This is a genomic window from Streptomyces sp. XD-27 (assembly GCF_030553055.1).
Classification (GTDB): Bacteria; Actinomycetota; Actinomycetes; order Streptomycetales; family Streptomycetaceae; genus Streptomyces.
On the sequence record NZ_CP130713.1, the window covers coordinates 106,385 to 131,823 of the forward strand.

General features: G+C 68.9%; 27 protein-coding genes and 6 pseudogenes. 15 read left to right on the forward strand and 18 right to left on the reverse strand.

Going from position 1 to position 25,439, the window contains the following annotated elements:
• Window positions 1-199: 199 nt before the first annotated feature.
• Entirely contained in the window at window positions 200-1,024 is an 825-nt protein-coding gene (locus Q3Y56_RS00380; RefSeq protein WP_304460008.1) for a dienelactone hydrolase family protein, read from the reverse strand.
• A gap of 100 nt (window positions 1,025-1,124) precedes the next feature.
• On the opposite strand from Q3Y56_RS00380, the gene Q3Y56_RS00385 reads away from it, so the two are divergent.
• The 3 genes from Q3Y56_RS00385 to Q3Y56_RS00395 all read left to right on the forward strand — a co-directional run bounded on the left by Q3Y56_RS00385 (window position 1,125) and on the right by Q3Y56_RS00395 (window position 3,382).
• Entirely contained in the window at window positions 1,125-2,096 is a 972-nt protein-coding gene (locus Q3Y56_RS00385) for a GlxA family transcriptional regulator (protein WP_304460009.1), read from the forward strand.
• A 134-nt stretch (window positions 2,097-2,230) separates the two neighbouring features.
• A complete protein-coding gene (locus Q3Y56_RS00390; RefSeq protein WP_304460010.1) occupies window positions 2,231-2,359 on the forward strand; it encodes a hypothetical protein in 129 nt (42 codons plus the stop codon).
• A gap of 159 nt (window positions 2,360-2,518) precedes the next feature.
• A complete protein-coding gene (locus Q3Y56_RS00395; RefSeq protein ID WP_304460011.1) occupies window positions 2,519-3,382 on the forward strand; it encodes a hypothetical protein in 864 nt (287 codons plus the stop codon).
• On the opposite strand, the gene Q3Y56_RS00400 is transcribed toward Q3Y56_RS00395, so the two are convergent.
• Window positions 3,361-4,197 (reverse strand): IS5 family transposase, encoded by an 837-nt coding sequence (locus Q3Y56_RS00400; RefSeq protein WP_369696692.1) that lies wholly within the window; start codon window positions 4,195-4,197, stop codon window positions 3,361-3,363. The two genes, Q3Y56_RS00395 and Q3Y56_RS00400, sit on opposite strands and share 22 nt — an antisense overlap.
• 62 nt (window positions 4,198-4,259) lie before the next feature.
• Window positions 4,260-4,459, reverse strand: a pseudogene (locus Q3Y56_RS00405) (RacP protein); the annotation flags it as partial.
• Between the two features lie 238 nt (window positions 4,460-4,697).
• Here Q3Y56_RS00405 and Q3Y56_RS00410 point away from each other — a divergent pair.
• Window positions 4,698-5,573: an aminoglycoside phosphotransferase family protein gene (locus Q3Y56_RS00410; protein WP_304465420.1), complete on the forward strand. Its 876-nt coding sequence runs from the start codon at window positions 4,698-4,700 to the stop codon at window positions 5,571-5,573.
• A gap of 62 nt (window positions 5,574-5,635) precedes the next feature.
• On the opposite strand, the gene Q3Y56_RS00415 is transcribed toward Q3Y56_RS00410, so the two are convergent.
• Window positions 5,636-5,953, reverse strand: coding sequence for a helix-turn-helix transcriptional regulator (locus tag Q3Y56_RS00415; protein ID WP_304460012.1), 318 nt, complete (start codon window positions 5,951-5,953; stop codon window positions 5,636-5,638).
• Between the two features lie 100 nt (window positions 5,954-6,053).
• On the opposite strand from Q3Y56_RS00415, the gene Q3Y56_RS00420 reads away from it, so the two are divergent.
• Window positions 6,054-6,425: a putative quinol monooxygenase gene (locus Q3Y56_RS00420; protein WP_304460013.1), complete on the forward strand. Its 372-nt coding sequence runs from the start codon at window positions 6,054-6,056 to the stop codon at window positions 6,423-6,425.
• A 51-nt stretch (window positions 6,426-6,476) separates the two neighbouring features.
• Here Q3Y56_RS00420 and Q3Y56_RS00425 read toward each other — a convergent pair whose 3' ends face one another.
• Window positions 6,477-7,193, reverse strand: a complete 717-nt coding sequence (locus Q3Y56_RS00425) for a cation transporter (RefSeq protein ID WP_304460014.1) — start codon at window positions 7,191-7,193, stop codon at window positions 6,477-6,479.
• Window positions 7,193-7,528 carry a helix-turn-helix transcriptional regulator gene (locus tag Q3Y56_RS00430; RefSeq protein WP_304460015.1) on the reverse strand — a complete coding sequence of 112 codons (336 nt, stop codon included), beginning with the start codon at window positions 7,526-7,528 and terminating at the stop codon, window positions 7,193-7,195. The genes Q3Y56_RS00425 and Q3Y56_RS00430 overlap by 1 nt, the downstream gene beginning before the upstream one ends.
• 277 nt (window positions 7,529-7,805) lie before the next feature.
• Between Q3Y56_RS00430 and Q3Y56_RS00435 the strand changes: the two genes are divergently transcribed.
• Window positions 7,806-8,396, forward strand: coding sequence for a hypothetical protein (locus Q3Y56_RS00435; RefSeq protein WP_304460016.1), 591 nt, complete (start codon window positions 7,806-7,808; stop codon window positions 8,394-8,396).
• Window positions 8,397-8,626: 230 nt separating this feature from the next.
• Here the strand turns inward: Q3Y56_RS00435 and Q3Y56_RS00440 are convergent, their stop codons facing one another.
• From Q3Y56_RS00440 to Q3Y56_RS00450, 3 genes and pseudogenes are all read right to left on the reverse strand, one after another.
• Window positions 8,627-8,932 (reverse strand): hypothetical protein, encoded by a 306-nt coding sequence (locus Q3Y56_RS00440; RefSeq protein WP_304460017.1) that lies wholly within the window; start codon window positions 8,930-8,932, stop codon window positions 8,627-8,629.
• Between the two features lie 301 nt (window positions 8,933-9,233).
• Window positions 9,234-10,796 carry an FAD-dependent monooxygenase gene (locus tag Q3Y56_RS00445; RefSeq protein ID WP_304460018.1) on the reverse strand — a complete coding sequence of 521 codons (1,563 nt, stop codon included), beginning with the start codon at window positions 10,794-10,796 and terminating at the stop codon, window positions 9,234-9,236.
• 195 nt (window positions 10,797-10,991) lie between these two features.
• A pseudogene (locus tag Q3Y56_RS00450) lies at window positions 10,992-11,123 on the reverse strand (MarR family transcriptional regulator); the annotation flags it as partial.
• 709 nt (window positions 11,124-11,832) lie between these two features.
• Here Q3Y56_RS00450 and Q3Y56_RS33265 point away from each other — a divergent pair.
• Complete coding sequence (locus tag Q3Y56_RS33265; RefSeq protein ID WP_369696693.1) at window positions 11,833-12,393, forward strand: transposase; 561 nt, start codon at window positions 11,833-11,835, stop codon at window positions 12,391-12,393.
• An 85-nt stretch (window positions 12,394-12,478) separates the two neighbouring features.
• Here the strand turns inward: Q3Y56_RS33265 and Q3Y56_RS00460 are convergent, their stop codons facing one another.
• The 4 genes and pseudogenes from Q3Y56_RS00460 to Q3Y56_RS00475 form a co-directional block, all read right to left on the reverse strand.
• Entirely contained in the window at window positions 12,479-13,894 is a 1,416-nt protein-coding gene (locus Q3Y56_RS00460; protein WP_304460020.1) for a DEAD/DEAH box helicase, read from the reverse strand.
• Between the two features lie 818 nt (window positions 13,895-14,712).
• Window positions 14,713-14,999, reverse strand: a pseudogene (locus tag Q3Y56_RS00465) (SOS response-associated peptidase family protein); the annotation flags it as partial.
• Between the two features lie 651 nt (window positions 15,000-15,650).
• A complete protein-coding gene (locus Q3Y56_RS00470; RefSeq protein WP_304460021.1) occupies window positions 15,651-16,187 on the reverse strand; it encodes a hypothetical protein in 537 nt (178 codons plus the stop codon).
• Between the two features lie 287 nt (window positions 16,188-16,474).
• Entirely contained in the window at window positions 16,475-17,200 is a 726-nt protein-coding gene (locus tag Q3Y56_RS00475) for a dienelactone hydrolase family protein (protein WP_304460022.1), read from the reverse strand.
• A gap of 440 nt (window positions 17,201-17,640) precedes the next feature.
• On the opposite strand from Q3Y56_RS00475, the gene Q3Y56_RS00480 reads away from it, so the two are divergent.
• The 4 genes and pseudogenes from Q3Y56_RS00480 to Q3Y56_RS00495 form a co-directional block, all read left to right on the forward strand.
• On the forward strand, window positions 17,641-17,784 hold the full coding sequence (locus tag Q3Y56_RS00480) for a hypothetical protein (RefSeq protein WP_304460023.1): 144 nt from the start codon (window positions 17,641-17,643) through the stop codon (window positions 17,782-17,784).
• A gap of 51 nt (window positions 17,785-17,835) precedes the next feature.
• Complete coding sequence (locus Q3Y56_RS00485) at window positions 17,836-18,147, forward strand: hypothetical protein (RefSeq protein WP_304460024.1); 312 nt, start codon at window positions 17,836-17,838, stop codon at window positions 18,145-18,147.
• A gap of 116 nt (window positions 18,148-18,263) precedes the next feature.
• The gene (locus tag Q3Y56_RS00490; RefSeq protein ID WP_304460025.1) at window positions 18,264-18,842 is read left to right on the forward strand and encodes a DinB family protein; all 579 of its coding nucleotides are present in this window, start codon (window positions 18,264-18,266) and stop codon (window positions 18,840-18,842) included.
• Window positions 18,843-19,079: 237 nt separating this feature from the next.
• A pseudogene (locus tag Q3Y56_RS00495) lies at window positions 19,080-19,651 on the forward strand (IS5 family transposase); the annotation flags it as partial.
• Between the two features lie 5 nt (window positions 19,652-19,656).
• Here the strand turns inward: Q3Y56_RS00495 and Q3Y56_RS00500 are convergent.
• Window positions 19,657-20,129 (reverse strand): annotated as a pseudogene (locus tag Q3Y56_RS00500) (IS982 family transposase); the annotation flags it as partial.
• Window positions 20,130-20,229: 100 nt separating this feature from the next.
• On the opposite strand from Q3Y56_RS00500, the gene Q3Y56_RS00505 reads away from it, so the two are divergent.
• Window positions 20,230-20,511, forward strand: a complete 282-nt coding sequence (locus Q3Y56_RS00505) for a hypothetical protein (RefSeq protein WP_304460026.1) — start codon at window positions 20,230-20,232, stop codon at window positions 20,509-20,511.
• A gap of 452 nt (window positions 20,512-20,963) precedes the next feature.
• Here Q3Y56_RS00505 and Q3Y56_RS00510 read toward each other — a convergent pair whose 3' ends face one another.
• Entirely contained in the window at window positions 20,964-21,905 is a 942-nt protein-coding gene (locus tag Q3Y56_RS00510) for a helix-turn-helix domain-containing protein (protein WP_369696694.1), read from the reverse strand.
• A 244-nt stretch (window positions 21,906-22,149) separates the two neighbouring features.
• On the opposite strand from Q3Y56_RS00510, the gene Q3Y56_RS00515 reads away from it, so the two are divergent.
• Both Q3Y56_RS00515 and Q3Y56_RS00520 read left to right on the forward strand, forming a co-directional pair.
• Window positions 22,150-22,314 carry a hypothetical protein gene (locus Q3Y56_RS00515; protein WP_304460028.1) on the forward strand — a complete coding sequence of 55 codons (165 nt, stop codon included), beginning with the start codon at window positions 22,150-22,152 and terminating at the stop codon, window positions 22,312-22,314.
• Window positions 22,315-22,417: 103 nt separating this feature from the next.
• Window positions 22,418-22,936 carry a hypothetical protein gene (locus Q3Y56_RS00520; protein ID WP_304460029.1) on the forward strand — a complete coding sequence of 173 codons (519 nt, stop codon included), beginning with the start codon at window positions 22,418-22,420 and terminating at the stop codon, window positions 22,934-22,936.
• 16 nt (window positions 22,937-22,952) lie between these two features.
• On the opposite strand, the pseudogene Q3Y56_RS00525 reads toward Q3Y56_RS00520, so the two are convergent.
• The 3 genes and pseudogenes from Q3Y56_RS00525 to Q3Y56_RS00535 all read right to left on the reverse strand — a co-directional run bounded on the left by Q3Y56_RS00525 (window position 22,953) and on the right by Q3Y56_RS00535 (window position 24,423).
• A pseudogene (locus Q3Y56_RS00525) lies at window positions 22,953-23,724 on the reverse strand (transposase).
• 7 nt (window positions 23,725-23,731) lie between these two features.
• Window positions 23,732-24,073: a hypothetical protein gene (locus Q3Y56_RS00530; RefSeq protein ID WP_304460030.1), complete on the reverse strand. Its 342-nt coding sequence runs from the start codon at window positions 24,071-24,073 to the stop codon at window positions 23,732-23,734.
• Window positions 24,074-24,222: 149 nt separating this feature from the next.
• Window positions 24,223-24,423 carry a hypothetical protein gene (locus tag Q3Y56_RS00535; RefSeq protein ID WP_304460031.1) on the reverse strand — a complete coding sequence of 67 codons (201 nt, stop codon included), beginning with the start codon at window positions 24,421-24,423 and terminating at the stop codon, window positions 24,223-24,225.
• Between the two features lie 118 nt (window positions 24,424-24,541).
• Here Q3Y56_RS00535 and Q3Y56_RS00540 point away from each other — a divergent pair, with 118 nt between their 5' ends.
• Complete coding sequence (locus Q3Y56_RS00540; RefSeq protein ID WP_304460032.1) at window positions 24,542-25,261, forward strand: hypothetical protein; 720 nt, start codon at window positions 24,542-24,544, stop codon at window positions 25,259-25,261.
• Window positions 25,262-25,439: the final 178 nt, after the last annotated feature.

Below are 25,439 nucleotides of genomic sequence, written 5' to 3' on the forward strand. Positions count from 1 at the left end.
CCTGTCTGCAGCCGGGGCTTCCCCGACCCCGCCCGCCCAACTCATGTTTTCCACAGGTCCGTTGGTCACTTCACTGAGAAAACGTCAGTGCGCCACCCCCGACAGTCGGCGAACTAAGTGGCTTGGCATGTACGCACCCTTGCATCTTCGGGGATGCGGACCGCAGTACCAAATCGGTCATACATGACAGAACCAGGGGTCAATCATTTGGCTTCAAGCGCTCCCCGAGGAACGCCAGGATGTCGTCCCTGGCCTCGACCGTGGGATGCCCGGCCTCGTCGACCAGGTGGGCGGTGACCACACTGTGGGGCGTCTCGACCATGTCGCGGAAGAAGGGCGGCGGGTCGGTGCGGGCCGAACTGTCCGACAGGACACGGCCGTCGAAGGCGTCGCCGAGGAGCGCCCGGTAGGCGGCGAAGCGTTGGCCGGTGCACCAGCGGTCGCCCTCGAAGCGGTAGGCGAGGACCTTCAGACCGTCGCGCGTGACGCGGTCCCGTACGGCGCGGGCGTCCTCGTCGCCGAGCTCGAGTCCGGCGGGGTCGTCCAGCGGCAGCGACGGGTGGTTGACCACGGGTGCGACGACGGACGGTTCGATCGCCATGGTGAGGGCGAAGTTGCCGGTGAAGCACAGGCCGATCGTGCCGACTCCCGGACCGCCGCAGGCGGCATGGGCCTGGCGGGCCAGACCGCGCAGCCAGGCCGTGACGGGGCTGGTGCCGCCGCCGGCGAAGGCACGGAACTCGGCGCTGACGCAGGCGCGGCGGACCACTTCCCTGCCGCGCTCGGCCGTGGGGTACGCGCCGTCGGTCCCGAACAGCGAGGGGACGTGGACGGTGAAGCCCGCGTCCCGTATCCACCGTGCGAGGCGCAGTACGTCGGGGCTGATGCCGGGCATCTCCGGCATCAGCACGACGGCGGGGCCGGAGCCCGCGACGTACACCGTCTTCACCACCCCGTCCACCTCCACGAGTCGGCGGGAGAAGTCCGTGAGCGCGTCGTCGAGACGTCCGTCGGCTGCAGTCATGGAGACAGCGTGGACTGCCGCCCGCACGCCGGGGCAGAGGCCGTATCGCCATGGGTGAAGGTAATCTCGCCATCAGTCGACCGGGCTTGAGGAGGCGGATGTGAGCGCGCTGCGGATCGCGGTCCTCGCCTATCCGGGCTGCTTCGCGTCCGAGGTGTTCGGCGTGCCCGATCTGCTGACGATGGCCACGCACGTGGCGGGGCCGGACCGGGCCGGCTACGAGGTGACGGTGGTCTCGCCCCGGCGTCGTGTCGCCGCATCGGGCGGCGCGGCACTGGCCGTCTCGCCGCTGCGCGAGGCCGACGTCCTGGTGGTGCCGGGCTTCGAGCTGCTGCCGGGCCTGGACCTGGACGCGAGGCTCGCGCAGCTCGCCGCGGAGATCGCGGCGATCCGCGCGCACGCCGCCGAGGGCCGGGCCGTGGTCTCCCTGTGCGTCGGCGCGTTCCTGCTCGCAGAGGCCGGGCTGCTCGACGGTCGCCGGGCCACCACGTCCTGGCTGTTCGCGGACGAACTGGCCCGGCGCTGTCCGGACGCCGAAGTGCGGCCCGAGCGGCTGGTCGTCACCGATCAGGGGGTGACGACGACGGCGGCCTTCAGCGCGATGTACGACTTCGCTCTGGAGCTGATCCGCCGGCACAGCGGTGCCGGCGTGGCGCGGACCACCGCGCGGGTGGCGCTCGTCGACGACGCGCGCACGTCGCAGACTCCGTACGTCGACGCGAGGCTGCTGCCGCGGCCCGGACACGAGTTCTCCCACCGGGTGATGCGCCACCTCGATCAGCACCTCACCGCCCGCTACGACCTCGCCGCGCTGTCGGACACCTTCCATGTCAGCACCCGCACGCTGCTGCGGCGCTTCGCGGACGAGACCGGCCTCAGTCCGCTCGAGTACCTGCAGTCCTCGCGCGTCCGTCGCGCCCGCCACCTCCTGGAGTCCACGGACCGGACCGTCGCCGGCGTCTCTGCCGCGGTCGGCTACCGGGACCCGGCGACCTTCGCCGCGCTCTTCGCCCGGCACACCGGGCGCCGCCCGAGTCACTACCGGGCCGCCTTCCGGCGCGGCGCCGGGTGACGGCGACCGGTCAGGAGCGACCCGTCAGGAATCGAGAAGCGGCGGCCGCCGGGTCCGTGCCTAGCCTGATTTTCAGGGGCACGACGACCCCGATGCCCCCGACACCCTCGACGTTCACGACCTCAGGAGTGACCATGACCAGATCGTCCACCCAGGGAATCAAGACCGTGCTGCACCCCGTCGCCGATCTGGCGAAGGCCAAGGAGGTGTACGCCGCCCTGCTCGGCGTCGCCCGCCTGCACAACCTCAACCTCTCCAGATAGGCCAACCGTCACACAGCGACCGACTCCCACTCATCTGGAGATCATTGCGGGACAATCCTTAGTGGAGGGAATCAAGCCATTCCCTCCACGCCTGATCCCTCTCAAACACCTGCTGCTGGCAGCGCTCCTCAGCCCAGACAGACCTTCCTGGACGACCTGGTGAGCACCGCGGTACCGGAGTCCACCGAGCCGGGCCGTGGCAGGAAGTGGGGACTGAAGAGGATCGGAATTTCAGTCGCAGGACTCGTCATCGTTGGCTCGGTAGGCACCTATTTGGGGTACCGCTTTGAGCTTCTCACGGCCTTCGGGAGAGCACAGGCAGAAGACAAGGCAGGTGACGCTATCGAAGCAGCAAAAGACCCGTTCGCCTGGAGGATGAATCCGGATTTGCCCACCAGTGAACCGTGGGAGTCATGGGAGATCGACAGGAAGCTGACGTCAGCAGAGGAGCTCGAACTTCGCTCCATTGACGGGGAGGACAAGTCCGCCATCTGGAAGTTCGTCCAGCGTCTGGGCGGCCGACGCGTGCGCGGGTATGCCGCTACCTACGACTTGCAGCTGACCAGTGAGCGCGAGCAGAACGTGCTCATCACCGAGGTCAGCGCCAAGGCCACGGACTGCTGGGACCCCAAGGTAAAGACCCGGATTTCGGTAGCGACAGGAGGCACCGAGTCCTGGGAAGAAGTATTCTTCGAGATCAATCCAGATAATTCTGTGGTTCCCGCGATGACTTGGAAACGAGCCCCGGATGTTCCTGAATACGAAACACCTGAAGGGGTGCCTTTCAAAGAGGCGATCTCTCTGAGTAAGACGCAAACACCCGGCCTGCTCTCAGTCACTCCATATAAGTGCCTGAGAACAAGAGCATCACCGAGGACACATCGGGAAAGAAGCTCGTTGTCTACGGATTTCGAACTGGCGGGACTGACGATTGGACGTTCAGCGGTAGCTGGACGAAGGCACCTGCTAGCGAGGGGTGAGAGGGACACGGCAGGCGCTGGCTACGGGGTGACGGGCAGATAGGCACGGCCCCTCCTGCCCCGGGCGAGACGGCGGGTCATCAGGGTGATCGCCGCCCAAGTGATCAGGGTTTCGGAGTGCTGGACGAGCCGTTCGTAGTCTCGCGCGTGTCGGCGGGCGTGCATGATCCAGGCCAGACTCCGCTCGACGACCCACCTGCGGGGCAGCACGATGAATCCGGAGGTGTCCTTGGGCCGGCTGACGGTCTTGATGGTGAGGTCCAGATGCCGTTTCGCCCAGGTGACGAGCTTTCCGGCGTAGGCGGAGTCGGCCCAGACGATGGTGATCTCGGGGTGCATCAGGCGGAGGCGGAAGAGGACCTCCTTGGCCGCGTCGCGGTCGCTGAGCGAGGCGGGGGTGACTATGACCAGCAGCGGCAGGCCGCGGGTGTCGACCACGAGATGCCGCTTGCGGCCGTTGATCTTCTTGCCCGGGTCGTAGCCGCGGGAGTCCTTGCCGACCGTCTCGGCGGCCTTCACGCTCTGGGAGTCGATCACGGTGGCCACCGCTTTGGGGCCTTTCCCCATCTCGCGGCGGATCCGGCTGCTGAGCTGGTCGCGAATCTGGCCGACCACTCCGGCGGCGGCCCAGCGGGCCATGAAGCCCCAAACCGTCCGCCAGGGCGGGAAGTCGGCAGGCAGAGCACGCCACTTGCAGCCGGTGTCCACGACATAGCGGATCGCATCCACGATCTCGCGCCGGGGGTGTTTCTCCGGCCGGCCGCCGGCGCGGTTCTCGCAGGCCGGCGTCGGCAGCAGGGGTTCGATCAGGGACCACTCGGCGTTGGTGGTGTCCGAGGGGTAGCGGCGACGACGCATGACGGTGCCTTCGGGCAGTGGCCGCGGGGGTCGCTCGGCCAGCTGGCGACCCCCGCGGCTGGTCAGTGACTGGTGATGAGGTCGAGGGTGGATTCGACGGAGTTGAGCTGGCGACGATGTGGCGTACCCACTTGTCGCCCGGGCGGGCGGCGGCGTGCGGGGCGACCGTGCCGGTGATGAAGCGGCGAAACTCGGTGAGCTTCTCGCTGACCACCGCCCGCTCATATGCCTCCAACGCGGCCCGCTGGGCTCCGAGCTGGTAGCTTCCTGGGCCGCTACCTGTTCAACATCAAGGCCAGCGGCCCCGGCCAGGGCCTACGTCCGCTCCGGGACCCTGACGCCGCAGAGGACTCCGACGACGAAGACCGACAGCAGCCCCCGTCTCACATGATCTGGTCCGATTCGCTCGTCGGCTCGCGTTCACGGCGAGCGGTGGAAAAGCGGTGGACAAAGATCGCGCGAGCGTCAGACTGACCCGTGTGAAACGACTGCTGGTGGATGTGGAGAGCGTCACTACGCGGTTGGTACGTCGATTCGGTCCCCGGGTTGCCGAATGGTGCGCTGACACGCCGAATCTCATCGCGCGGCTGACGTCCCAGTGGGGACTTTCGCTCGGTGAGTCCCTCCCGGACGGTGCTTCGTCGGTCGCGTTGCGGTGCCGTTGGCCCGACGGCACGCCTGCGGTGCTGAAAATCAGTCCGGAGCGGGCCCTTCTGGCCGAGCAGGTCGGAATGCTGGGGTGGTTCGCTGCCTCGGGCCGGGTGCCCTCTGTGCTGGCCGTCGACGAGGAGGCGGGCGCAATGGTGTTGGAGGAGATCGTGCCGGGAACGCCAGCGGAGGACATGCCTGCTGCTTCGCTTCCGGGACAGTGGTCGGATCTGCTCGCCGCCTTGCACGGGGTCGCTCCGCCTCCGCTGCCGACGCGTGTGCTGCGTGGGCGGTGCGAGGAGGCCTTCGCCCGGGTCGGCAGGCGGCTGTCCGAGCCTGCGATCAGTGCACGGATGGACGTCACCGCGTGGGACAGGGCCATCCGGCGGTGCGAGCGGCTGCTGGACACGGAAGCGACAACCGTGTTGCTCCACGGTGACCTGCACCTGGGCAACGTGCTCGACGGCGGCGCGGAGCGCGGTCTCATGGCCATCGATCCGAAAGCCTGTATTGGTGATCCGTGCTTCGACGCTGTGGACTACGTCGTAGCCGGCGCCGGGTTGGAGGGCGTCGAGACCCGCTGCGGGCGCGTGGCGGCGGCGTGCGGGCTCGATGGCGACCGGCTCCACGCCTGGAGCCGGGTGATCGCGCCGTTCGCGGCCATCGCCCACCTCAGTGACGGTGGTGAGAAACCGGTGATCGATGAACTGCTCGCGTTGACCCGGTGAGCACACCCGGTACTCCCGATCGTCAGGGCCCTGGTATGAAGGGGACTGTCCCGCTCCTGAGCTCACTCCGCCGGCTCGGCTGCCACGATGCCCAGCAGTCCAGGAAACCGCTGCTCGATGTCGGCCCGGCGCAGGCTGGCCATCCGGCTGTTGCCCCGGTCGACCTGCCGGATCAACCCGGCCTCGCGCAGTGCACGGAAGTGGTGCGTGACCGTCGCCTTGGAGACCGGAAGCCCGAAGGAGCTGCACGTCCGCGCCGCGCCGTCGGGTTCGGCTGCCAGCTCACGCACCACTCGGCGGCGCAGCGGATCTGCCAGCGCGGAGAGTACCGGGCCGAGCTCGATCTCCTCGACGCTCGGGTGGCCTTCACCGTCGGGCATTCGGGACACCTCCCTTCAGGTATGGATTGCATCGTACCTACGAGTTCGGTAGCGTCCGGCAGGTACGAGATTGATTGTACCTATCAGGGGAGAACCCTGCATGACTCAGCCATTCGCACTCGTCGGCACCGCTTGCCCCAAACCCGAACGCGCCGAGGAGTTGAAGCAGCTTCTGCTCTCGTTCGTCGAGCCGACCCGGCAGGAGTCCGGCTGCCTGGAATACCACTTCCACGAAGATCGCAATGACCCCGGCGTCTTCGTCTTCTACGAGGTCTGGCGCTCCCAGGCCGATCTCGACGCCCACCTCGCCCTCCCCCACATGCAAGCCTTCTGGGAGCGGCGCATGGACTACCTGGAGACTGACCTCGACGTCCGCTTTCTCGCCATGCACAGCCCCTACAAGTCGGCCGGACCCCGCGAGAATCCGCCAACTGGGATGCGACGGGACAGCTCAACGTTGGGGCGCCGTTAACGAACGGCGCCCCAAGTGACAAGTAGCCGAGTGTGACGTTCGGGGCTTGTTTCAGCCGCAACAGTCGCATCCGGGGCGGCAGCCGCAGGCGTCCGTCTCCTGTCGCTGGGCGGGGATCGCGGCGGCGGGTGTCGCGCAGCAGCCCTTGCCCTGCCACGCGTCGCGGCCTTCCTTGATGGCGATGGCGGCGATGACGAGGGCGGCGATGGGGTCGGCCCAGGACCAGCCGAGGGTGGCGTTGAGGACCAGGCCGGCCAGGAGCACGGCGGACAGGTAGGTGCACAGCAGGGTCTGCTTGGAGTCGGCGACTGCGGATGCGGAGCCGAGTTCCCGTCCGGCCTTGCGCTGGGCGGCGGACAGGAAAGGCATCACCAGCAGCGACAGGGCGGCCAGGACGATTCCGGGGATCGATCGCTCCGCTTCGCCCGTGCCGGCCAGGGCCCGGGCGGCGTCGACCGCGACGTATGCGGCAAGCGCGAAGAAGGAGACGGCGATGATCCGCAGGGTGCGTTGCTCTCGGGCCTCGCGGACGGCGTGGTCGTGGGCGGAGAACTGCCAGGCGACCGCGGCGGAGGAGGAGACCTCGATGATGGAGTCGAGGCCGAAGCCGATCAGGGCGGTGGAGGAGGCGAGCGTCCCGGCGGTGATCGCGACGATCGCCTCGATGACGTTGTAGGAGATGGTGGCCGCGACCAGCAGCCGAATGCGGCGGGAAAGCGCGTCCCGGCGGGCCGGGGCGGGGCCTATGCCTATCGGTATCCCGCCCATCAGCAGCAGCCCTTCTCCTCGGCGTCCGGGCAGTTGCGGTCGGTCTCGACGGCGACGACGGCGGTGCGCAGGTCGTCGAGCGCGTGACCGAGGCGAGGGTCGGCGAGCTCGTAGCGGGTGCGGCGTCCGTCTGGGGCGGTGACGACCAGGCCGCAGTCGCGCAGGCAGGCGAGGTGGTTCGACAGCCGGGTGCGGGAGATCCCGAGCGCGTCGGCGAGGTCGGAGGGGTAGGCCGGCGCCTCGCGCAGGGCGAGGAGGAGCCGGCAGCGGATCGGGTCGGCGAGCGCCCGGCCGAACCGGGCCAGCACGTCGATGTCGGAGGCGAGAGTCAGCACACCCACGACAGTACACGGAATCCTGAATTCACAAATCTGTGGATCATCGACTGCGAGGGGTCTGCTACGGGCTGGGCACCAGCGCAGTCAGCATCGCCGCGTACTGGCTGCAGAACGCCCATAAGCTCCATGGGTGGCGTCGATCGCTTCTCCGCGGTTCTGGCTCAACTTCTGTGGTGCGGGCACGCTGAGTCATCGGTTGGGATGACACTTCGGACCGGCTGGAGGTCGCGAGGGGGGCGTCGATGTCGTCACAGGGCCTGGATACCGTTCTGCCATGACAGACGAGGACCCGATCGCCGATCACGTCGCCACCTGCCCCGTCACACCCCTCTTGGTGGAACAGATCGTCGGCCTGGCGGAACTGCCGTGGGAAGACCGGGCGGTCCCCGAGGCGGCAATGCAGCGCCTGGGCTGGTGTGAGGGCGACGACTTGCCGTTGGAAGACACTCTCGTCACCGCCGAAGGCCATCTCGCCTACCTCGGGAGCCACCTCGCCCTGTCGTTCGCCCACTTCTACTGGGTGGGCGGCGAGGACTGGGCTGAGGACTTCTGGGGCACGTTGCCCGGCTGGTCCAGCCACGAGAACGCCGGACGGGAGGTGTTCGACGCGCAGATCGACGCCGCTATCGCCGGATTCACTCAGCGACTCGGTCCCCCAGAGCGCGACCTCAGGTCCGAAGGCGGCACCCTGGCCATGGGACCCGGCGACTGGCGGCACGCCGCCTGGCGCCGCGGGAGCAACCTTCTCGTCATCGGCCCACGCCACGAAGGGCTCTCCTACTTCCAATTCGAGGAGGCCGTGGTCTACATCGGATCTGTCGAGACGACCGATCCACTGCCTGCCCTCCACGACTTCATCGCCTGACCACCTGGCGACACCTCGCCTCGGGCCCGAACGTCATCCGGAGGGCGGGGGCGCGGCATCGGCCTCCACGCCAAGGCTCGCGCGGCTCGCTTTCAGGCACATCCCAAGAGGTTGAACTGGGCGTCAGCCGTCACTCGACGTGCCGCCTTCGCGGAAAGCGAGCCAGAACCCGAGTTCGGAAGTCACCGGCGCATCGGAGGAGAGGATCGGAAAGGACTCCGGACTCGGCATCACCACGTCGTGCTCCAGAGGTAGCCCGCGCCCCAGACCAGCAGGGCGGCTACGACCGCCGCCCCGGCGATCAGCCAAGCACGCCCACGACGACGCGCGGGTGCAACGCTGGGCGGCGCGAGGGAGCCTCGGTCCGTACCCGGGACCGACGCGATCTGGGTGGGCTGATATGCCTCGGGGAGCCTGGCCGGGGGGCCGGAAGGCGTGCCGTCGCGCTCCCGTACGAAGAGTTCGACCTTTTGGCCCTTCGTGGCGGGGACGGTCGACTTGTGCGGGACCAGGTGGTCGGTCGTGGTGACGGCCATGCGGATCCTTTCAGCCCATCGGCCGCAGGCGGTGGGCTCGTTCAGCCAGCGTTGACGACGAGTGCGCCCCGCGCCGCTGGAGGCCCGCTGTCCGAACCCATCGGGTGTCGCATGAGGTGTGACCCCGGTGCGGGTGACCGTCACCGCCGGGGCTGTCCCGGCGGTGACGTTTGCACTGGTCACCGGCTCGTAGGGTGCCGGGAGCCGTAACACCGGCGGAGGGCGTGGCGGCTGTGCGTGGCGGCGGGTGCGGTAGGCGGTCCGTAGCGCGGGCGGCGTGGATGGCGGCCGGAGCGGCGGATCAGCCCGGCGTCACCGCGCCCTCCGGCACTCCGAACCACTCCTCCAGCGCCTCCGCCAGCCCGGCCGTCGACGTCGGCGCCTGCGCCCCCGCGTCTGCCGCCCAGGCCGTGAAGCCGTCCGGACGGACGAGGACCGCCGCCAGTTCCGGGCGGGACGGGCAGCCGGCCGTCAGGGTGTCGACGCGGCCGGCGTACCCCGCGGCGAGGGCCCGGAGCTCCGGGTCGTCGGTGAGGTCGAGCAGGAGTGCCCGGCCGCCGTGGAGGTGGTCTGCGAGGCGGCCGCCGTCGGTGAGTTCGAGGTCCGGGGTGCTGCGGCCGGTCAGCGGGTGCTTGCCCGGCAGCTCGTACCGCACCCCGGCGCCGTTGAGCCGCGCGGTGAGGTATGTGGTGCCCACGACCGTCTCCGCCAGGTCGCTGACGATCTCGCGCAGGGCCCGGGACTGCGGGTCCGGGCGCATGGCCGCGACCTGGGAGCGGGTCCAGTCCAGGATCCCCGCTCCGACCGGGTGCCGCTCGGCGGTGTAGGTGTCCAGCAGCCCTTCCGGCGCCCGGCCGCCGATCACCGCGGCCAGCTTCCAGCCGAGGTTCATCGCGTCCCCGATACCCAGGCTCAGCCCCTGGCTCCCGAACGCGGAGTGCACGTGCGCCGCGTCGCCCGCCAGCAGCACCCGGCCCTTGCGGTACTCGGTGACCTGGCGGGCGTGGTCGGTGAAGCGGGTCGCGGTCCGCACCCCGGTGATCGTGACGTCCACGCCGGATACGCGGCGCAGCCGCGCCTGGAGGTCCTCGGTGGTGACCGGTGCGTCCCGGTCGGCCGGCGGGCCGTCGAACTCCACGGTGACGACGCGGCCCGGCATCGGCCCGTGGGCGTACACCCCGGTGTCCGTGGCGGTCCAGCCGACCTTCAGGTCCTCGGCACCGGTCATCTCCACGACCGCCTGGTGGCAGGTGATCTCCGGGTCCGTACCGGGGAATTCGAACCCCGCGAGCTTGCGGACCGTGCTGCGGCCGCCGTCGCAGCCCACGAGCCAGCCGGCGCGTATCGCCCCGTGGCTGGTCCGCACGGTGACGGCCTCCTCGTCCGCGTCGAAGCCGGTCAGCTCCACTCCCCGGCGCACGTCGACGCCGAGCTCGTCCGCCCGCCCGCCGAGCAGCCGCTCGATGTCCTGCTGCGCCACGAAAGCGATCTCGGCGGCGGGTCCGGCGTCGCCGAAGCCCGGCTCCGTACGGTCGACCAGGTCGGCGCGCAGCATGATCCCGGCGAAGTGCCCGACAAACCCGAGCCCTTGGCCCGCGGCCCCGCCTCCGTCCCCGCCGTTCCGTTCGCGCATGAACGCCTGGAAGCGGTCCATCGCCTGCCGCTGCACCTCGGCCAGCGCGGGCAGCATGCCCCGGCGGTAGAGCGCCTCGGCACTGGGCGTGGTGATCGCCCCACCCTTGATCGTCGGGTCCACTTCGGTGAGGCGCTCCAGGACGGCCACCCGCGCGCCTCCGAGCCGGAGCTCGCAGGCCAGCATCAGTCCGACCGGGCCGCCTCCGGCCACCACTACGTCATAGTCCATGGCGCCCACTATGACCGAGGGCCAAGGAGGCCCTTTCACCGCCCTGACCAGCCACAACAGGTGCCGCGATGTCAAGGGGCCGGCCTGGCGAAAGGGACGGGAAGCGGGGCGTCCGCGCTCTTGCTCGGCTACCTCACCCGCCGCCCGCCGGTGTCCCGGCCGGTCCTCGATCGGCTCGATCAGGTGGCCGGGCGGTCAGGCGGTCAGCGCCGCAAGCTCCGCGTCGGCGCGCTCGGTGACCAGGGCGAGGACGCGACCGGCGGCGGCCAGGTCCTCGGCGGGTATCCCGCCCCAGATGCGGGCGGTGATGCGGGCGGTCTCCACGCTGGAACCCCTGGGATGCCGGCATCAAGTACACGGGATCTCTACAGCTCGGAAGCGACAAGCCCACAGTTCACTGATTCGTGCGTCCGAACGGCGTCACCCTTAGCCGTACAGGGGGCGTTTCTGCGCTGTGCAGTAGAGGCCCATCTGGCCGCCAGCTTCGTGACCGGCTTCGGCCAGTCTCGTTGTGATGACCGCACAACCGTGCGTCGCCAGCCGGATCGAACCTCTTGGAGTCTTTCATGCGTCGAACCACCCGATCAGCCGCGTTGACCACCGTGGCCGCCGCAGTCATGTTGCTGGTCCCCACGCCTTCAGCCTCCGCAGCCGACCCCACCCCGGCCCCTAGCACGGCGCAAGCTCCCACCAGTTCCGACGCCCCCCGCGACGAGAAGGACTGCCAGTTGAGGAACGGCGGATTCGGGTCTTGCTTGAATGTCTTGAAGGATCTCGCCACCTTCTTTGTCAGCGAGGACTAACGAATCGGCGGCCCTGGGCACCAGTCCGCAGCGACTTGTCCTACCACGAGCCGACGCGCCGTCGGACGTCTCCTTCCGAGCCGCCATTTGCACCACGAGCCCCGCCGATCAGCCAAGGCAGAGCCCCCCGCCGGTCGTCACCGGCGAGGGCCCTGCCGGGGGCCACCGCAGGGGTAGACGTATGCGGCTACTGGTGCGGGAAGCGCTCCCCCTCCTCCCCTCCTGACCCTACAGTGACGCCACGGTCACTCTGCGCGGCGTCGCTGGCAGGCCCGGCACAGCCCGCCGTACAGGGAGTCGACAGCCGGGTGTTTGCTACCAAGACCGAGCTTGCCCGCACCCTGGTCGCCCGGGCACAGGCCTCACCGCTGCCCGTCTCGTGGGTGACCGCGGACGCGCTCTACGGCCAGGACTGGCACTTCCGCCGCATACTCGGCCAAAGGCCCGCGCGTCTACGACTGGGCCGCCGCCCAGTTGCCGGCCGTCTCGTTCTTCGACAGCGGCGAGCCGTCACACCGCAGGTGGGTGATGGCCCGCCGCAGCATCAGCCGTCCCGACGAGATCGCCTACTACCTCGCCCACGCCCCCACCGGAACCGCCGTCGGCAAGCTCGTCGAAGTCGCCTGGCAGAAATCCGCAGACTCCTGGCAGCTCGGCACCCCGGGCCGCCCCACCATCAACCTCGCCACGTCGATCGGGCGCTGAGGTGGTCCTGCTGCGCCGCCACCATCAGGCCGCCGCCCGGCACTGCCACTACAACGCCGCACCGCCGGTCACGAACTTCCCCAACATGACGGACAGTCAGTCCAACAGACTCGAGAACATTCCCCTGACCAGCAGGAATAGCGAACTGCAACGAGAGTGTTAGGGCAACGGCTCTCAGTCGCCGCGGCGCACCCGGGCCGCCTTGCGGGCCTCGGCGAGCTTACGGGCCTCGCTGGCCTTGCGGGACTTGCCGCCGGTGCCGCGGGAGGCGTCCTTGCTGGTGCCGAGGCCGCGGAAGGGGGCGTTGGTGTTCTTGGCTCTGGGCGCGGCCGACCCACCGTCGAGCGGGGTGCCGGAGGGGGCCTTGGCCCCGGTGATCCGGCTCAGCTCCGCCTCGCCCGAGCGCACCTTGGTGATCGTCGGCTCGATGCCGGCCCCGGCTATCAGCTGGCTCATCTCGCGGCGCTGGCCCGACAACACCAGCGTGACGACGCTGCCGGACTCACCGGCCCGGGCGGTGCGGCCCGCGCGGTGCAAATAGTCCTTGGGGTCGGTGGGAGGGTCGACATTGACCACGAGATCGAGGTCGTCGACGTGCAGACCACGGGCCGCGACATTGGTCGCCACCAAGGCGGTGATCTGGCCGTTCTTGAACTGTGCAAGGGTCCGTGTGCGCTGCGGCTGAGATCTGCCGCTGTGCAGGGCCGCGGCGTGCACTCCGCTGGCCCGCAGATGCCGGGTGAGCTGGTCGACGGCGTGCTTGGTGTCCAGGAACAGCAGTACGCGGCCGTCGCGGGCGGCGATCTCCGTGGTGACGGCGTACCGGTCGGGGCCGTGGACGACCAGCACATGGTGGTCCATCGTCGTGACCGCGCCCGCGGACGGGTCGACCGAGTGGACGACGGGGTCGTGGAGGTAGCGGCGGACCAGCTGGTCGACGTCGTGGTCCAGGGTGGCCGAGAACAGCATCCGCTGGCCGTCGCGGTGCACCTGGTCGAGCACCTCGGTGACTTGTGGCAGGAAGCCCATGTCGCACATCTGGTCGGCCTCGTCGAGGACGGTGATCCGTACCCGTCCCAGGCGGCAGGCCCTGCGCTCGATGAGGTCGTGCAGGCGGCCAGGGGTGGCGACGACGACCTCGACCCCGTCGCGCAGCGCAGCGGCCTGCCGGCCGATCGACATGCCGCCGACGACCGTGGCCATCCGCAGCCGGAGCGCGTCGGCATACGGCGCGAGCGCCTCGGTTACCTGTTGGGCCAGCTCCCGGGTAGGCGCCAGGATCAGGGCGAGGGGCTGCTTCGGCTCCGCGCGCCGCCCGGCCGTCCGTGCGAGCAGCGGCAGGCCGAAGGCGAGCGTCTTACCCGATCCCGTGCGCCCGCGCCCCAGGACGTCGCGACCCGCGAGGGCGTTTGGCAGCGTGGCCGCCTGGATCGGGAAGGGCTCGCGCACGCCGAGCTCGGCGAGCGTTCGCAGCACCTCGGCCGGCAGTTCCAGGTCGGCGAAGGAGGCGACCGGGGACACAGTCGGGGTGAGCGTCACTGGCTGGGCGAGGTCGCCGTGCGAGGTGCCGAGGCGGTCAGGGTGGTTCATGAAGAGCCTTCCGCATGGGGAACGTACCGAGGAAGGCCCGGCAGGAATGAGCAGCCAACGAACAATGGGATCCGGACGGACGGAATCGCCAGCCGTCACGGTCGTCCAAACATTCGAGGCTAACACGAAGTGACAGTTCGACCTGGCACTGTGGTGCTGATCGCTCCGCCTGCGTCGGTGACGCGACACAGACTGAGAGCCATCTCCGACGCGCCTGACCGACTCCCGACCAAGGCGTAGTCACCACGGAAGAGCGGCCCAGAACCAACTCGGGCGCTCAGTCACACGCCGCCATTCCTCACCCGTGTCCACGCCCACCAGGCGACGACGTACGACTTTCCCGCTGACCTGCGTGCGGCGCAGGCAGAGCCGCACCAGGCCTGGGCCGCCTACGCGAAGCTGTGCCGGGCACTCCCCTGGTCGGCCGTGCCGATGCCCGGCTGGCAGGACCCCGACCTCTGGCGCCCCCGGTCGCGCCCCGACTCCCCCGGCCACACGCCGCGGAACAGGCGACCGAAGTGCAGCGGCTGCAGGCCCGCCTGCGAGAGCTGTCTGCCGCCGTCGGAACGCATCCTTTCTGGGCCACCATGGAGCGCCCACCCAGGTCGCCGAAACCCGGATGCGGCTGAAGCACATCCATGAGGAGGACAGCGCCGACGCGGCATGACTCCTCACCGCGCCAAGCCTCGGTAGATCTGTTCGAGCTCCTCGCACGGCCGTCGTGCCGCCGCAGTGGCGCCCTACCTCTCGGCTGTAACAGCCGAGCACCCGGCGACAGGGGGAGCGTCGGGCCAACGGGCGGGGGCGGGACCGCGCCCTCAAGCGTCGGTGTTCGCGTTGGGGGCGCCGTACAGCAGTTCGGGGCCGTTGTTGCGCACGTTGTTGACCGCGGTGGACACGGGGCGGGTGTTCAGGTGGCCGTTGGCAGGGGCGGTCAGGAGCGCGCGGAGCTCGTCTGGGTTCTGGTGCGTGGGGTCGAGCCACGCGTCGTAGTGGGCTGGATGGATGGCCAACGGCATGCGCGGGGGGGGATCCGGCCCGTCGCGTCGGTGGCTTCGGTGGTGATGATGGTGCAGGTTGACCACCACGCCGCCGGGTCCTCGTCTTTGGTCACCGTGGGCCCCGTTTGCGGACCAGCCCCGAAGCTCAGCGGGGCCAACTCAAGCACTCAGGGGGCCATCTCGCCCGCTCGGTCACAAGTGCGCACTGCGTGAGCCACACGGATTCTGGATCTTGTGAGCGACGACCGGCCACAACACGCCCGTACACCGGTGTCGGCTCTCGTGCTCCTGACCAGGGGCTGGGCATGAGGCCGATCTGGACCGGCACTGTGAACATCGGCCTGATCGTTATGCCCGTACAGCTCTGCCCGGCTACGAGCGCAGAGCACGCGGGCCGGGTGCGCAAGGTCCACGCGGCTGACGGCGGTTCTCCGGGGCGTCGCGGGCGTGCGGTTCGACTTCACGCAGCTCAGAAGCGGTCAGGACGGCCATAACGGTGCAACGCGTGTGGTGCATGGGCTTGGCGGAAGAGTCACTCGGCAGGAGGCTGTCCGGGGTACGACGATCGGCTGCCACCAGCCTCGCGGTCGGCGGCGGCCGGCCCGGGGCACGCCGGGCGCGGCTAGACACGGGGGCGGAGACAGCCGACGGCACGGTGCGGGCTGAAGGTCGTCGGCGGGCGCCGGTCGACCGGCCGCCGGGTGGCGTGCGCGCGGAGCCGTCCGTGGGGCAGCTCCGCGTACGGCGCGTCGGGTTCAGTCGGTGATGTACCAATCGTTCTTGAGGTACTCCAGGGTGTAGCTGCCGAGGTCGCTCTCGGAGAAGGTCACGGAGGCCCTGACCGCTTCGACCGGCATCTCGATCTTGTCGGGCGTGCGCACGGCGATGCGCTGCGGGTCGACCGTCGCGGTTTTCAGGGCCTTCTTCTGCGCGGGCGAGATCATCTGGAACACGGCGGCGTACGTCGACGTGCACGGGCCGAGCCCCTGGTCCTGTGCCTTCTTCGCGGCGGGCCCGGCCACTTCGCAGACCGTGTCGATGTCCTCACGGCCCAGGGCGTGGAGGTACTGCTCGTACCGCTGGATCGCGCCCTCCTTCGTCCTGGGCGCGGGCTGGTCGCCGGTCGGCTCGGCCGACGGCTTCTCGGTCCGAGCGGACGCGGACGGCGTGGCCGACGGCTCTTCGGCCCGCGTGGACGCGGACGACTGCGAAGGCTTCGCGCCCGTGTCCTCCTTCGCTTTGTCCGGACCGCACGCGCACGCCACCAGCGCCACACAGGCCGATACCGCCACGCTCACCATCGTCCGCGCTCTCATTCGGTCCCCTCACCACCAGCCGACAACACGTCAAGAGGTCACGCAGGATACGGGGGAACGGTTCCCGAGCCGGTCCAGGCGGGACGCCGACCGGTTCACGGAGGGCCCCGAGTCCGCGTGTGCCGCAGCGCGAGGCCCCAGGCGCTGAAGGTCTCTCTGAGCTGCGGTGATGTCCCACAAACCGGAGCCGGTGGCGATCGACCGGACCGGCCTGGTTCGCGGCCCGGAATCGCGGTTGCCGACCAGATCAGTTGCCGGCCAGATCACTCCGTTACGGGCAGGCACTCGGCGAGCAGGTCGACGACGTCGCGCCAGGCTCGCTGCGCGTGCCGTGGGTGGTAGCCGACGCCGGGGAGCACGGTCTGGTCGACCGGCGGGTGGTGGAAGGCGTGCAAGGCGCCGCCGTAGACCACAAGGCGCCAGTCGACGCCCGCGGCCTGCATCTCGGCGGTGAACGCGTCCCGTTGCGCGGGCGGCATGATCGGGTCTTCCGACCCGACCCCGGTCCACACCGGGCAGCGGATGCGCGCCGCCTCGCCCGGTCGGCCCGTGGTCAGTGCGTTGACCGTCCCGATCGCGCGCAGGTCGACGCCGTCGCGCCCGAGTTCCAGCACGATGGCGCCCCCGGTGCCGTAGCCGACGGCGGCGATACGGTCGGGGTCGGTCCGCGGTTCGGCGCGCAACACCTCGAGCGCCGCGTGGCCGATGCCCCGCATCCGGTCGGGGTCGGCGAGCAGGGGGGTCGTGTGCGCCAGCATCTCCTCGGGGTCGGTGAACCAGCGCCCGCCGTTGATGTCGAAGGCCAGGGCCACGTACCCCAGTTCGGCCAGGGTGTCGGCCCGGCGGCGCTGGAAGTCGTTCAGCCCCGGCCCCTCGGGCCCGACCAGGACCGCGGGCCGGCGGTCGACACCGGCCGGGAGCGCGAGGTGCCCGATCATCGTCAGGCCGTCGGCCGGGTACTCCACCGTGCGCGTGGTAACCGTCGTCATGAGACTGGACTGCAGGGATCGTCGAGCCCGGTCGGGCCGGTGTCACCGCTGGTAGAATGGCGAGCGGCCCGCGGGCCGAGCAACGCACCACCCGAGGGACTGGGCAAGCCTCTGTCACCGGTCAAACCACCCCTGGGCAAGCCCCCTTCGAAGGGGCAGGCAAGCCAGGGGGCTACACGGACTCGCACCCACCACCCGGAGCCACCGACCGACCAGCGGCCCTGTAACCGACGACCGCCGGACCGGTCATGACCGATCCCCGACGAAGCCCAGATCAGTGAAGCTGTGCCATCTTGAAGTGGTTGGTCAGGGGCTGGCGTGACGCTGTGCCGGGGTGTTCGTCCTGGTCGTGGGCGGCAGTCTGGGGTGTAGATCGTCTGGCAGGACGGGTTTACGGATTCCCACCCGTCGTCGCCGGTGTCGCTTCTACGATCCGGCGCATGATGGACCTCGAGGTGTGGGAGCGGGTCGCGGTGCGGCACGGGGAGCTGGACGGACTCGAAGAACAGCTGGTCAAGCGGCTGTCCGAGGTGCGGGCGGAGCGGGACGAGCTCGCGTGGCGGAGCGGGTTTGGCGGCGGATGAGCGAGCAGATCGCTGACGAGCGAGCGGAGGCCGGGGTCGGCGGTCGTCCAGGTGGCAGGCCGGGCGGTGCGGCTGGGCCCGGATCGCGCGCCGGGTGGGGAGAAGAGTGCGCTGCCGCCGGAGTACCAGCGCATCCTGGCCGCTGTGCGGCAGGCTGCGGGCCCGGTCATGACCCGGCAGATCCGCGAGGCACTGGGCCTGGACACCGGGGTGCGGGGCAAGCTGGAGCCGCTGCGCGGGAAGCTGACGAAGCTGGCCGACCGGGGCTGGCAACACAAGCTGCCGACGGCCGGTTCACCGCCCGCGCATAACCCGGCGGTGATGGCGGTCCATAAATTTCCTCAGAGGTGCACCACTGCCTGAGGAAGGCGGGGAGCACGAGTGAACGCTGCGAGGCGGGACGCGGTGGGCCGGCCGCGAGCGGACGCGATGATCGGTATTCAGTGGCGTTCGGTGTTGATGCGCACGAGGATGCCCGCATGGACTCAGGTGAGCGCACCAATGAACCAGCGGTAACCCGATGGACGCAGTCAACCATCCATCCCGACATGTGGGTCGATGCGGACGACGACCCGCGCGAGAGCGATGCCGATACCGTCGATGAACGCAGCGCGCTGCTCGACGGCCTGCGTCACTACCGCCTCACCCTGGAAATGAAATGCGCGGGCCTGGACGCCGAACAGATGGCTCGGCGCGCCGTACCACCGTCCACGATGTCCCTGCTTGGGCTGGTGCGGCACATGGCCGAGGATGAACGACACTTTCGCCGGATGGCCGGCGAAAACTCGCCCAGGATCTACCGCACCGGCGAAGACCGCGACGGCGACTGGAACGGCGCGATCGCCGACCCGGCGGTCGTGGAGGACGCCTGGCGTCAGTGGCGGGCCGAGATGGAACTGACCGACCGGTTCATAGCCGGCTTCGGCGATCTCGGCATCCAACCCGGTGGGGACGTGCAGCTTCGCGCCGTCCTGGTGATGCAGATCGCGGAGTACGCGCGGCACTGCGGCCACGCCGACCTCCTGCGCGAACGGATCGACGGCCGAGTAGGCCAATGATCACCGCGCCCCGACGCGCCGATCAAGATCACTCATAGAGCGAGGCGGTCAACAGAGCAGGTTTGGCCGCACCCTCAGCGCGACCTGGAGAAAGCTCAACAAGCCCCACCAGGGCACGTACGGTGACGCGTTTCGGAGGGCGTTAAGTCCCTTATCTCTCGGTTGGTGATCGCCCGTTCGTGGGATTGATCGCTGCGCGGGGCCTGCGGTGAACATGTGCATGCCGAGATGCGGGGCATGGAACGAGAGCCGCATCCGAGCGACTTATCGGACGAGCAGTGGGCATTGATCGAGCCGATGATCACGGCGTGGAAGCAGGAGCGGGTGGCGCGGTCGGCGACCGGCGATCCCGGGACCTGCGATCTGAGGGAGATCGTGAACGCGATCTTCTACCAGAACCGGACCGGCTGTCAGTGGCACTACCTGCCGCATGACCTCCTGCCTGGTCGGCGACCTTCTACTACTTCACCCGGTGGCGCGAGGACGGGCTCGACCAGCGCATTCAGGAACTGCTGCGCTGCCAGGTCCGGGAGAAGGCTCGCCGACGAGAGGACCCGTCCCTCGTGGCCATCGACACCCAGTCCGTGCGAGCGGCCGCCGGAGTCCCGAAGACCATGACGGGACTGGACGCGAACAAGAAGACGCCGGGTCGCAAGCGCGGACTGGCCGTCGACGTCCTCGGACTGATCATCGGGGTCGTCGTACTGGCCGCCTCGGCCCACGACAACGCCGCCGGCATCGCCCTGCTCGACCAAGCGGCTCAGCGGTGCGGCAACCGCCTGGAGAAAGCCCTGGACGAGTTATTCCGATGTGATCAGTGGTCGTAGGCCGTGAGGGATCGCATGACCGGCTGTCGGGTCGTGTGGTTGTGCCAGATCGCCCGGCCAGCGCGAGGACGCGCTGTGCGACGCGGACGGCGACGCCCTCGAAGGTTCGGCCGCCGTGCTGTTCCAGGTCGAGCTAGCACTTCGCACTCGTCCAGCTTCGGGTTCGCCAGAGCCCACAGGATCGGCATCCCGGTCGGGGTGCACACCAGATACAGCCGCAGGCCCCAGAAGAACCACGAATGGGAAGCGCAGTAACCGTATCCGGCCCAGCCGGCCAGGTCCGACCGCTTCACCGTGGGTCGCGAGCGGGCGCACTCCACGGGGGTGGAGTCGATGAGCCAGGGGTTGTCGAACCAGAAGTCGGTGTCCGTTGCGAGGAGTCGTATCGCCCGCTTGATCAGCGGCAGTGCGCCCGCAGCCGCTTGTTCCAGCCCGGCTGTTTCGGTACGAAGGGGAACATCGAGCCGAGCCGGGAGGAGACGAACCGCAGCCACCCCAGACGCACCGTCAGCATTCGGGAATAACTCGTCTAGTTGCCGCGTGCGATGGAGGATGCCTGCGTGGAGTCCATGACGGCCGCTGAACCGCAGGAAGTGTTCGGGATCAGCCGCGCCGATTGGCGGCGCCTGGCTGCCGATCCTGGCATGATCAAGCCGATTGACCCGAAGTACATCAACGGCGAGACCAAATGGTCCGGTCACGGCTTCGTCCGCTGGCTCGCCGCCGAACACCCGGACCTTGCTGGTCAACAAGCGATAACCCGTGGTTCTCCTGGGTTGTGGACCTGTGGAGATGGGCAACCGGCAGCATCACCACGCTGGGCGGGCTCGCCGCGTCCATAACCGCCATCGCTACCACGGTAGTCATGGTGCGTCGCCGGAAACTTCCCGGCGACGCCGGCGACGCGGGGACCACCGGGCAGGCGCCGGACGCCAGCGACGACATCCGCAGCCGTCGACCGGGGGCTGCGGATACGGGCCATATGGACGGGGCGAGTTGAGGACTGCCCATGTGCGGCTGGTTGTGTCTGCACTGGAGGTCTCGGAGCGCACGGTGTGGAACTGGCTGGCGGCGGCGCGTTCGAAGGGTCGGACGGGGCCGCGCCCCGGGCACGTCCGCGGTTCACGGTGACGCGGGAGGTAGGGATCTGCTCGTGCTGTGGGTGGGACGTCTCTGCGGTCCACCGTGAGCTTGCTGCTCGGGCGGCGAACGATCCTTCGCCGGGCCCGGTCCCTTCGCTCTCGGTGTCCTGATCGCCGGGCTGCGACCGGTTCGACCAGAAGGCTGGCGGCTGTCAATCAACTCCGCTGCGTATTGCCGACGGACTGGGGCCCCCGTGCCGCATCTCGCGGGGGCATACCCCGAAGCGCTGCCGGAATGCCGTGCTGAGTGCGCTTGAGGAGGAGAATCCCGACGCGTACGCCAGTTCGGTGATCGTCATGTGCCGGTATGCGGGTGCCCGCAGCCGGTCCCGTACCAACTGCAGCCGCTCTTCGCGGATCAGCTCGCGGGGGGTTGTCCCGCCATGCTGCAGGGCTAGCTGCACCTGGCGAAGCGACCAGCCCAGCGCCTGCGCGAGGGTGGCGCCGGTCATGTCAGGGTCGGCCGCGTGCTCGCGAATGTACCGGCGGACCACCGTCTCCACTTCGGTCAGATGGCCCGGGGCGGTGGGGCGGTCGTCGCCTGCGGCGAGCATGCACAGCAGCTCGACCAGCTTGTCCGACACCGCGTCGAACTGGCCGCCGGTGAGGGTGTCGCGCTCCTTATGCAGGCCGGTCAGCATGTCGCCCACCACCCGGCCCAGGCCGGTGGTCAGGTCGAGGCCCGTGGCGATTGGCGACGAGCGGTTCAATCGCCCGTTCACTTCCTGAGCGGGGATCGACATGATGAGTGTCCGCGTGGAGGCGTCATGCAGGGCCTCGAACGGTGTGGCGAAGGTGAGCAGGAACCCGGTCTCCGGCATCAACCGTATCTCCTGGTCGTCCTGCCGCATCACCAGTTCTCCGGCGAGCGGTAGCACCAAGCGGTAGTCCTCGTCCGGGTGGTGCCGCACTTGGCCTGCGGTCCGGGTGTACTTGATCGTGTCCGACCAGAACTTGACGAGCTGATAGGTGTCAGTGCACTGGCGGATCGTTCCCGCATGGAAGTCGTCGGTGCGCGGGTAGCTGTAGCCCATCCGGGCTTGATACGACGTCACGTGTTCGCTCCAGAAGTCGGTGCGCTCGCGCGACGTCACATCCCGGGTTGTGGACGAATCCACAACGTAGGTTCCTAAGGCCATCGAATGCCCCCTTCACCGCAGCCTTGTCTCAGTTTGCATATCCAGAGTCGGTTCTCGCGCTCACGGCATCAAGCGTTGCGCACTGTGACAACTTCCTTGCGCGCACGCGCAATTCCTGGCGCGCAATCCAGTCCTACGGTTGGTCACAGGGTCCGCTGTGGCGGGTGGTTTCAACGTCACCGAGACCAACTGGCTGTGAGTGCCGCTGCAGTTCATCCCTTCCGCCATCCTGATCACCAGCGTCTCGAACCGGATCGGCGTCAACAACGCCAACATCGGCACCACACTGCAGCGCCTCAAGTACCACCTGGAGTCACTTCAGCCCAGCGCGGCTGACAGCTCGGGGCCGAGACAAGTGGGGTGACCACGTGCGAAGAGACTCCCGCCCCGGCCGGATCAATCCTGGCAGGACGACGAACGGCCGAGGCGGGTGCCAGTGAAGTCACACCAGGAAGGAAGACACGCACATGAACGAGGTACACGGCCTACTCGCTCCTGACGCGTTCAGGGGTGTCGTCGCAACGGTCATGGACAACAACCCGGGCATGGAGGAGCCTATGGCCGGGCGCGTCGTGGAAGAAGCCCTGAAGTTCGTCGCGGCTGCCGCGAAGTTCCCGACGGCGCCCTTACGGCCTTCGCGCATGGTCGACGAGGGGTGGCACGCCCTCATTCTGCACACGGCGCTGTACGCCGAACTGTGCGCGCGGCTCGGACAGTTCGTACACCACTACCCCGACGGACCGGGCACCCCTGATCACGCCCCGGACGGGCACTTGGGCACGGTGGCCCTGATCGAGGAAGCGGGGTTCAGCGCGGACAAGGAACTGTGGACGGTGCGGCCAATTGCACTTGTCCCGGCAGGGGCGAAGTGCAGGCGACCCGGCCATCCAGGCGGGGCTGTTCCGTTTCTTCCTGTGGCTCTTCCTGCGGCGGGGGCGGGGGCGACTAAGGGCTGTCCCGCAATTGATCACAGACGAGCTTGGTGACCTGCCCATTTGTTGCTTAGCCGGCGAGGGCGAGGTTGTGGAGGCGGGCGATGTCGAGCATGGCGTGATGGACGCCGTCGCCTTTCATGCAGCAGTCGCGCAGGACTTTCCAGCTCTTCATGCGGGCGAACGTGTGCTCGACGCGGGCGCGGGACCTTTCGGTGGGAGGTGTTGTGTTCCTCTTTCCAGGCCGGGAGTTCGACCTGGCCGCGCTCGCGGCGGTGCGGGATGACCAGGCCGGTGCCTCGATAGCCGCCGTCTGCGATCACCGTGGTGTTGCCGACGGCAGCCTTCGCCCCGGACAACTCCCACGCCTTGCAGTCGTTGCGGTTGCCGGGCACCGGCCTGCCGACGGCGACGACCAGACGGGTGTCGGCGTCGATGACCACCTGGTGGTTGGTGGAGTACCGATAGTTTTTCGACTGCTCGGCGACCGCGTGGTCGCGGGTGGGGACCAGGGTGCCGTCAACGATCAGCACTGCATCCCTGCGGAACCGTTTGCGGGGCTGGAGCGCGAGCAAAGGCCCGAGATGGGCGATGACGCGGTCGGCCGCGGACTTGAAGATCCCGAACAACGGAGCGAGCTGCCGCAGCGTGAGGTTTGTCCGCCAGTACGCGGCAACCAGCAGAACACGGTCTTCCACCACCAGACCCCACGGCCGGCCCTTGCGCACCAGATCGGCGCCCTCCCGCCGCAACGCTGTCACGAGCTGCCCAAACTGTCGCGGGCTCAGCCCGGTAAACGGACCTATCCAGGACGGCTCCGACGCCGTGATCACACCAGCCACTGCTTGATCATTCCACTGCTTCGGGTTCACCCTGCTCGAACGCTATGCGGCAGCGTTCCACCTGGTCAGCCACCTGTTCCATGAACCATTGCATAATCTCGTAGGGGATGACGTGCTCGTCAGGGCTATAGATGCGGACGGTCGGCTCCAGATCAGGGTCTTCGTCGGGGATGAGGGCCACCAGGAAGGCCGCCCCGGGCAGATGGGTCGCTGCGTTGGGGATGTCAGCCCACGCGGCTGGCGCAGGCGCAGCCTCGCTCAGCTCCACAGCCCAGGAATCGTCGGGCAAGGCGTAGTGGAACTGGATGGCGTAGTGACGACCTGCATGTTCTCTTAGCTCTGCTGGCATGACGGCAGGCTGCCACAGCACGCGGTCACAAGCCCGGGGATATTGACTGAGGCCCAGTCGCTGGGCAGAAGCCCACCGCACGACTCAGCCAGTGCTTGCGGGACAACCCTTAAAGCGTGTTGCAGAAGGCTGTGATCTGGGAAATGCCCTTATATGGGTGGGGGGTTGAGGGTGGAGCCGGTCTGGGTGGAGACGTTCACCGGGCTGCGGATGCGGCAGTTCGAGAACTCGGACACCCGCTCCTTCGCCTTGCCCGAGCCCAGTCCATCAGAGCCAAGGACCATGTCCGCGAATTCAACACTGCCCTCGCCCCATGGCGACGCGGACCAGCCGTCCGCGAGTTCCTCCACTGCCCCGCACCGAACTCGGCATCGCAGCCTCAGCGGACCGGCACGCGTGTGCACCTGCCGGCCCGCCGCCGACGGATAGGCCGGGGCAGTGGAGCCGCTCCTGACCTACGATCACGCCGTGAAGTCAGTCGCCAGGACCGTACGCATCGTCGTGACAGATCACGCGCGCCCTTCTCTCTTCCCTGACCATCCTTCGTCGTATGGGATCACCGACCCTGACGAGGTACGTGATTTGGTGGCCGCGGTGGCAAGGGTGCCGCCGCCAGCGGAGGATTTCGTGTGCATGTGCCAGGAGGAGCCCAAGCTCATGCTGTACGACGCCGCCGGCCAGCGCATCGGTGGTTTCAACGGGCACTGGCCCGAGCTTCTGGATCCGGCGATCCCGGGCTCCGTTCCCGGCCGGCACCGAGCCGCCTGGGCTGCGGCCGCCCCGGAGGCGTTGCGGGCGTATGCCGAAGGCTGGGCTCGGGGCGAGACCGTCAGGCCCGGCACCGCGCCGCCGGTACCGCTGAGCATCGTCTTCTGCTGGCTGGGAACGCCACCTGCCGGAGGTGACGCCGCGCGGTTGCTCGCTCGCCGCGCGCCCCTGGCGTTGCTGGAGGCAGCGACGACGGACGAGCTGGCCTGGGCGGTCCGGGAAACCAATGCCACCGGGCTGGACGGGGCTGTGGACTTCTTCTCGAGCGAGGCCTTCACCGCTCGCCATCCGAAGAAGCGCAGGGTCGGTGCGACGGCCCGTGACCTGCTGCTCCGTCACGCGCGCACGCGTCGTCCCGAGCACCTTGCCGTGCTGGAGCGACGCGTACTACGGGCAGTCGAGGACCGGATCAGCCGGTGAAGACGCCCACCGGAATGGGTGCCTGGGCCTGTCCGGTGGGTCGGGGTGACGGGACTCTTCGACAGATCAGTTCAGGAAGTGGAAGACCTCGCAGATCGCCCCAGGGCGGCGGCCCGCTGATCCGCCAGGGTACGGATGGTCTCCTCCTCCGTGTCGTCCGGCTCGGGACCGCGGGCGG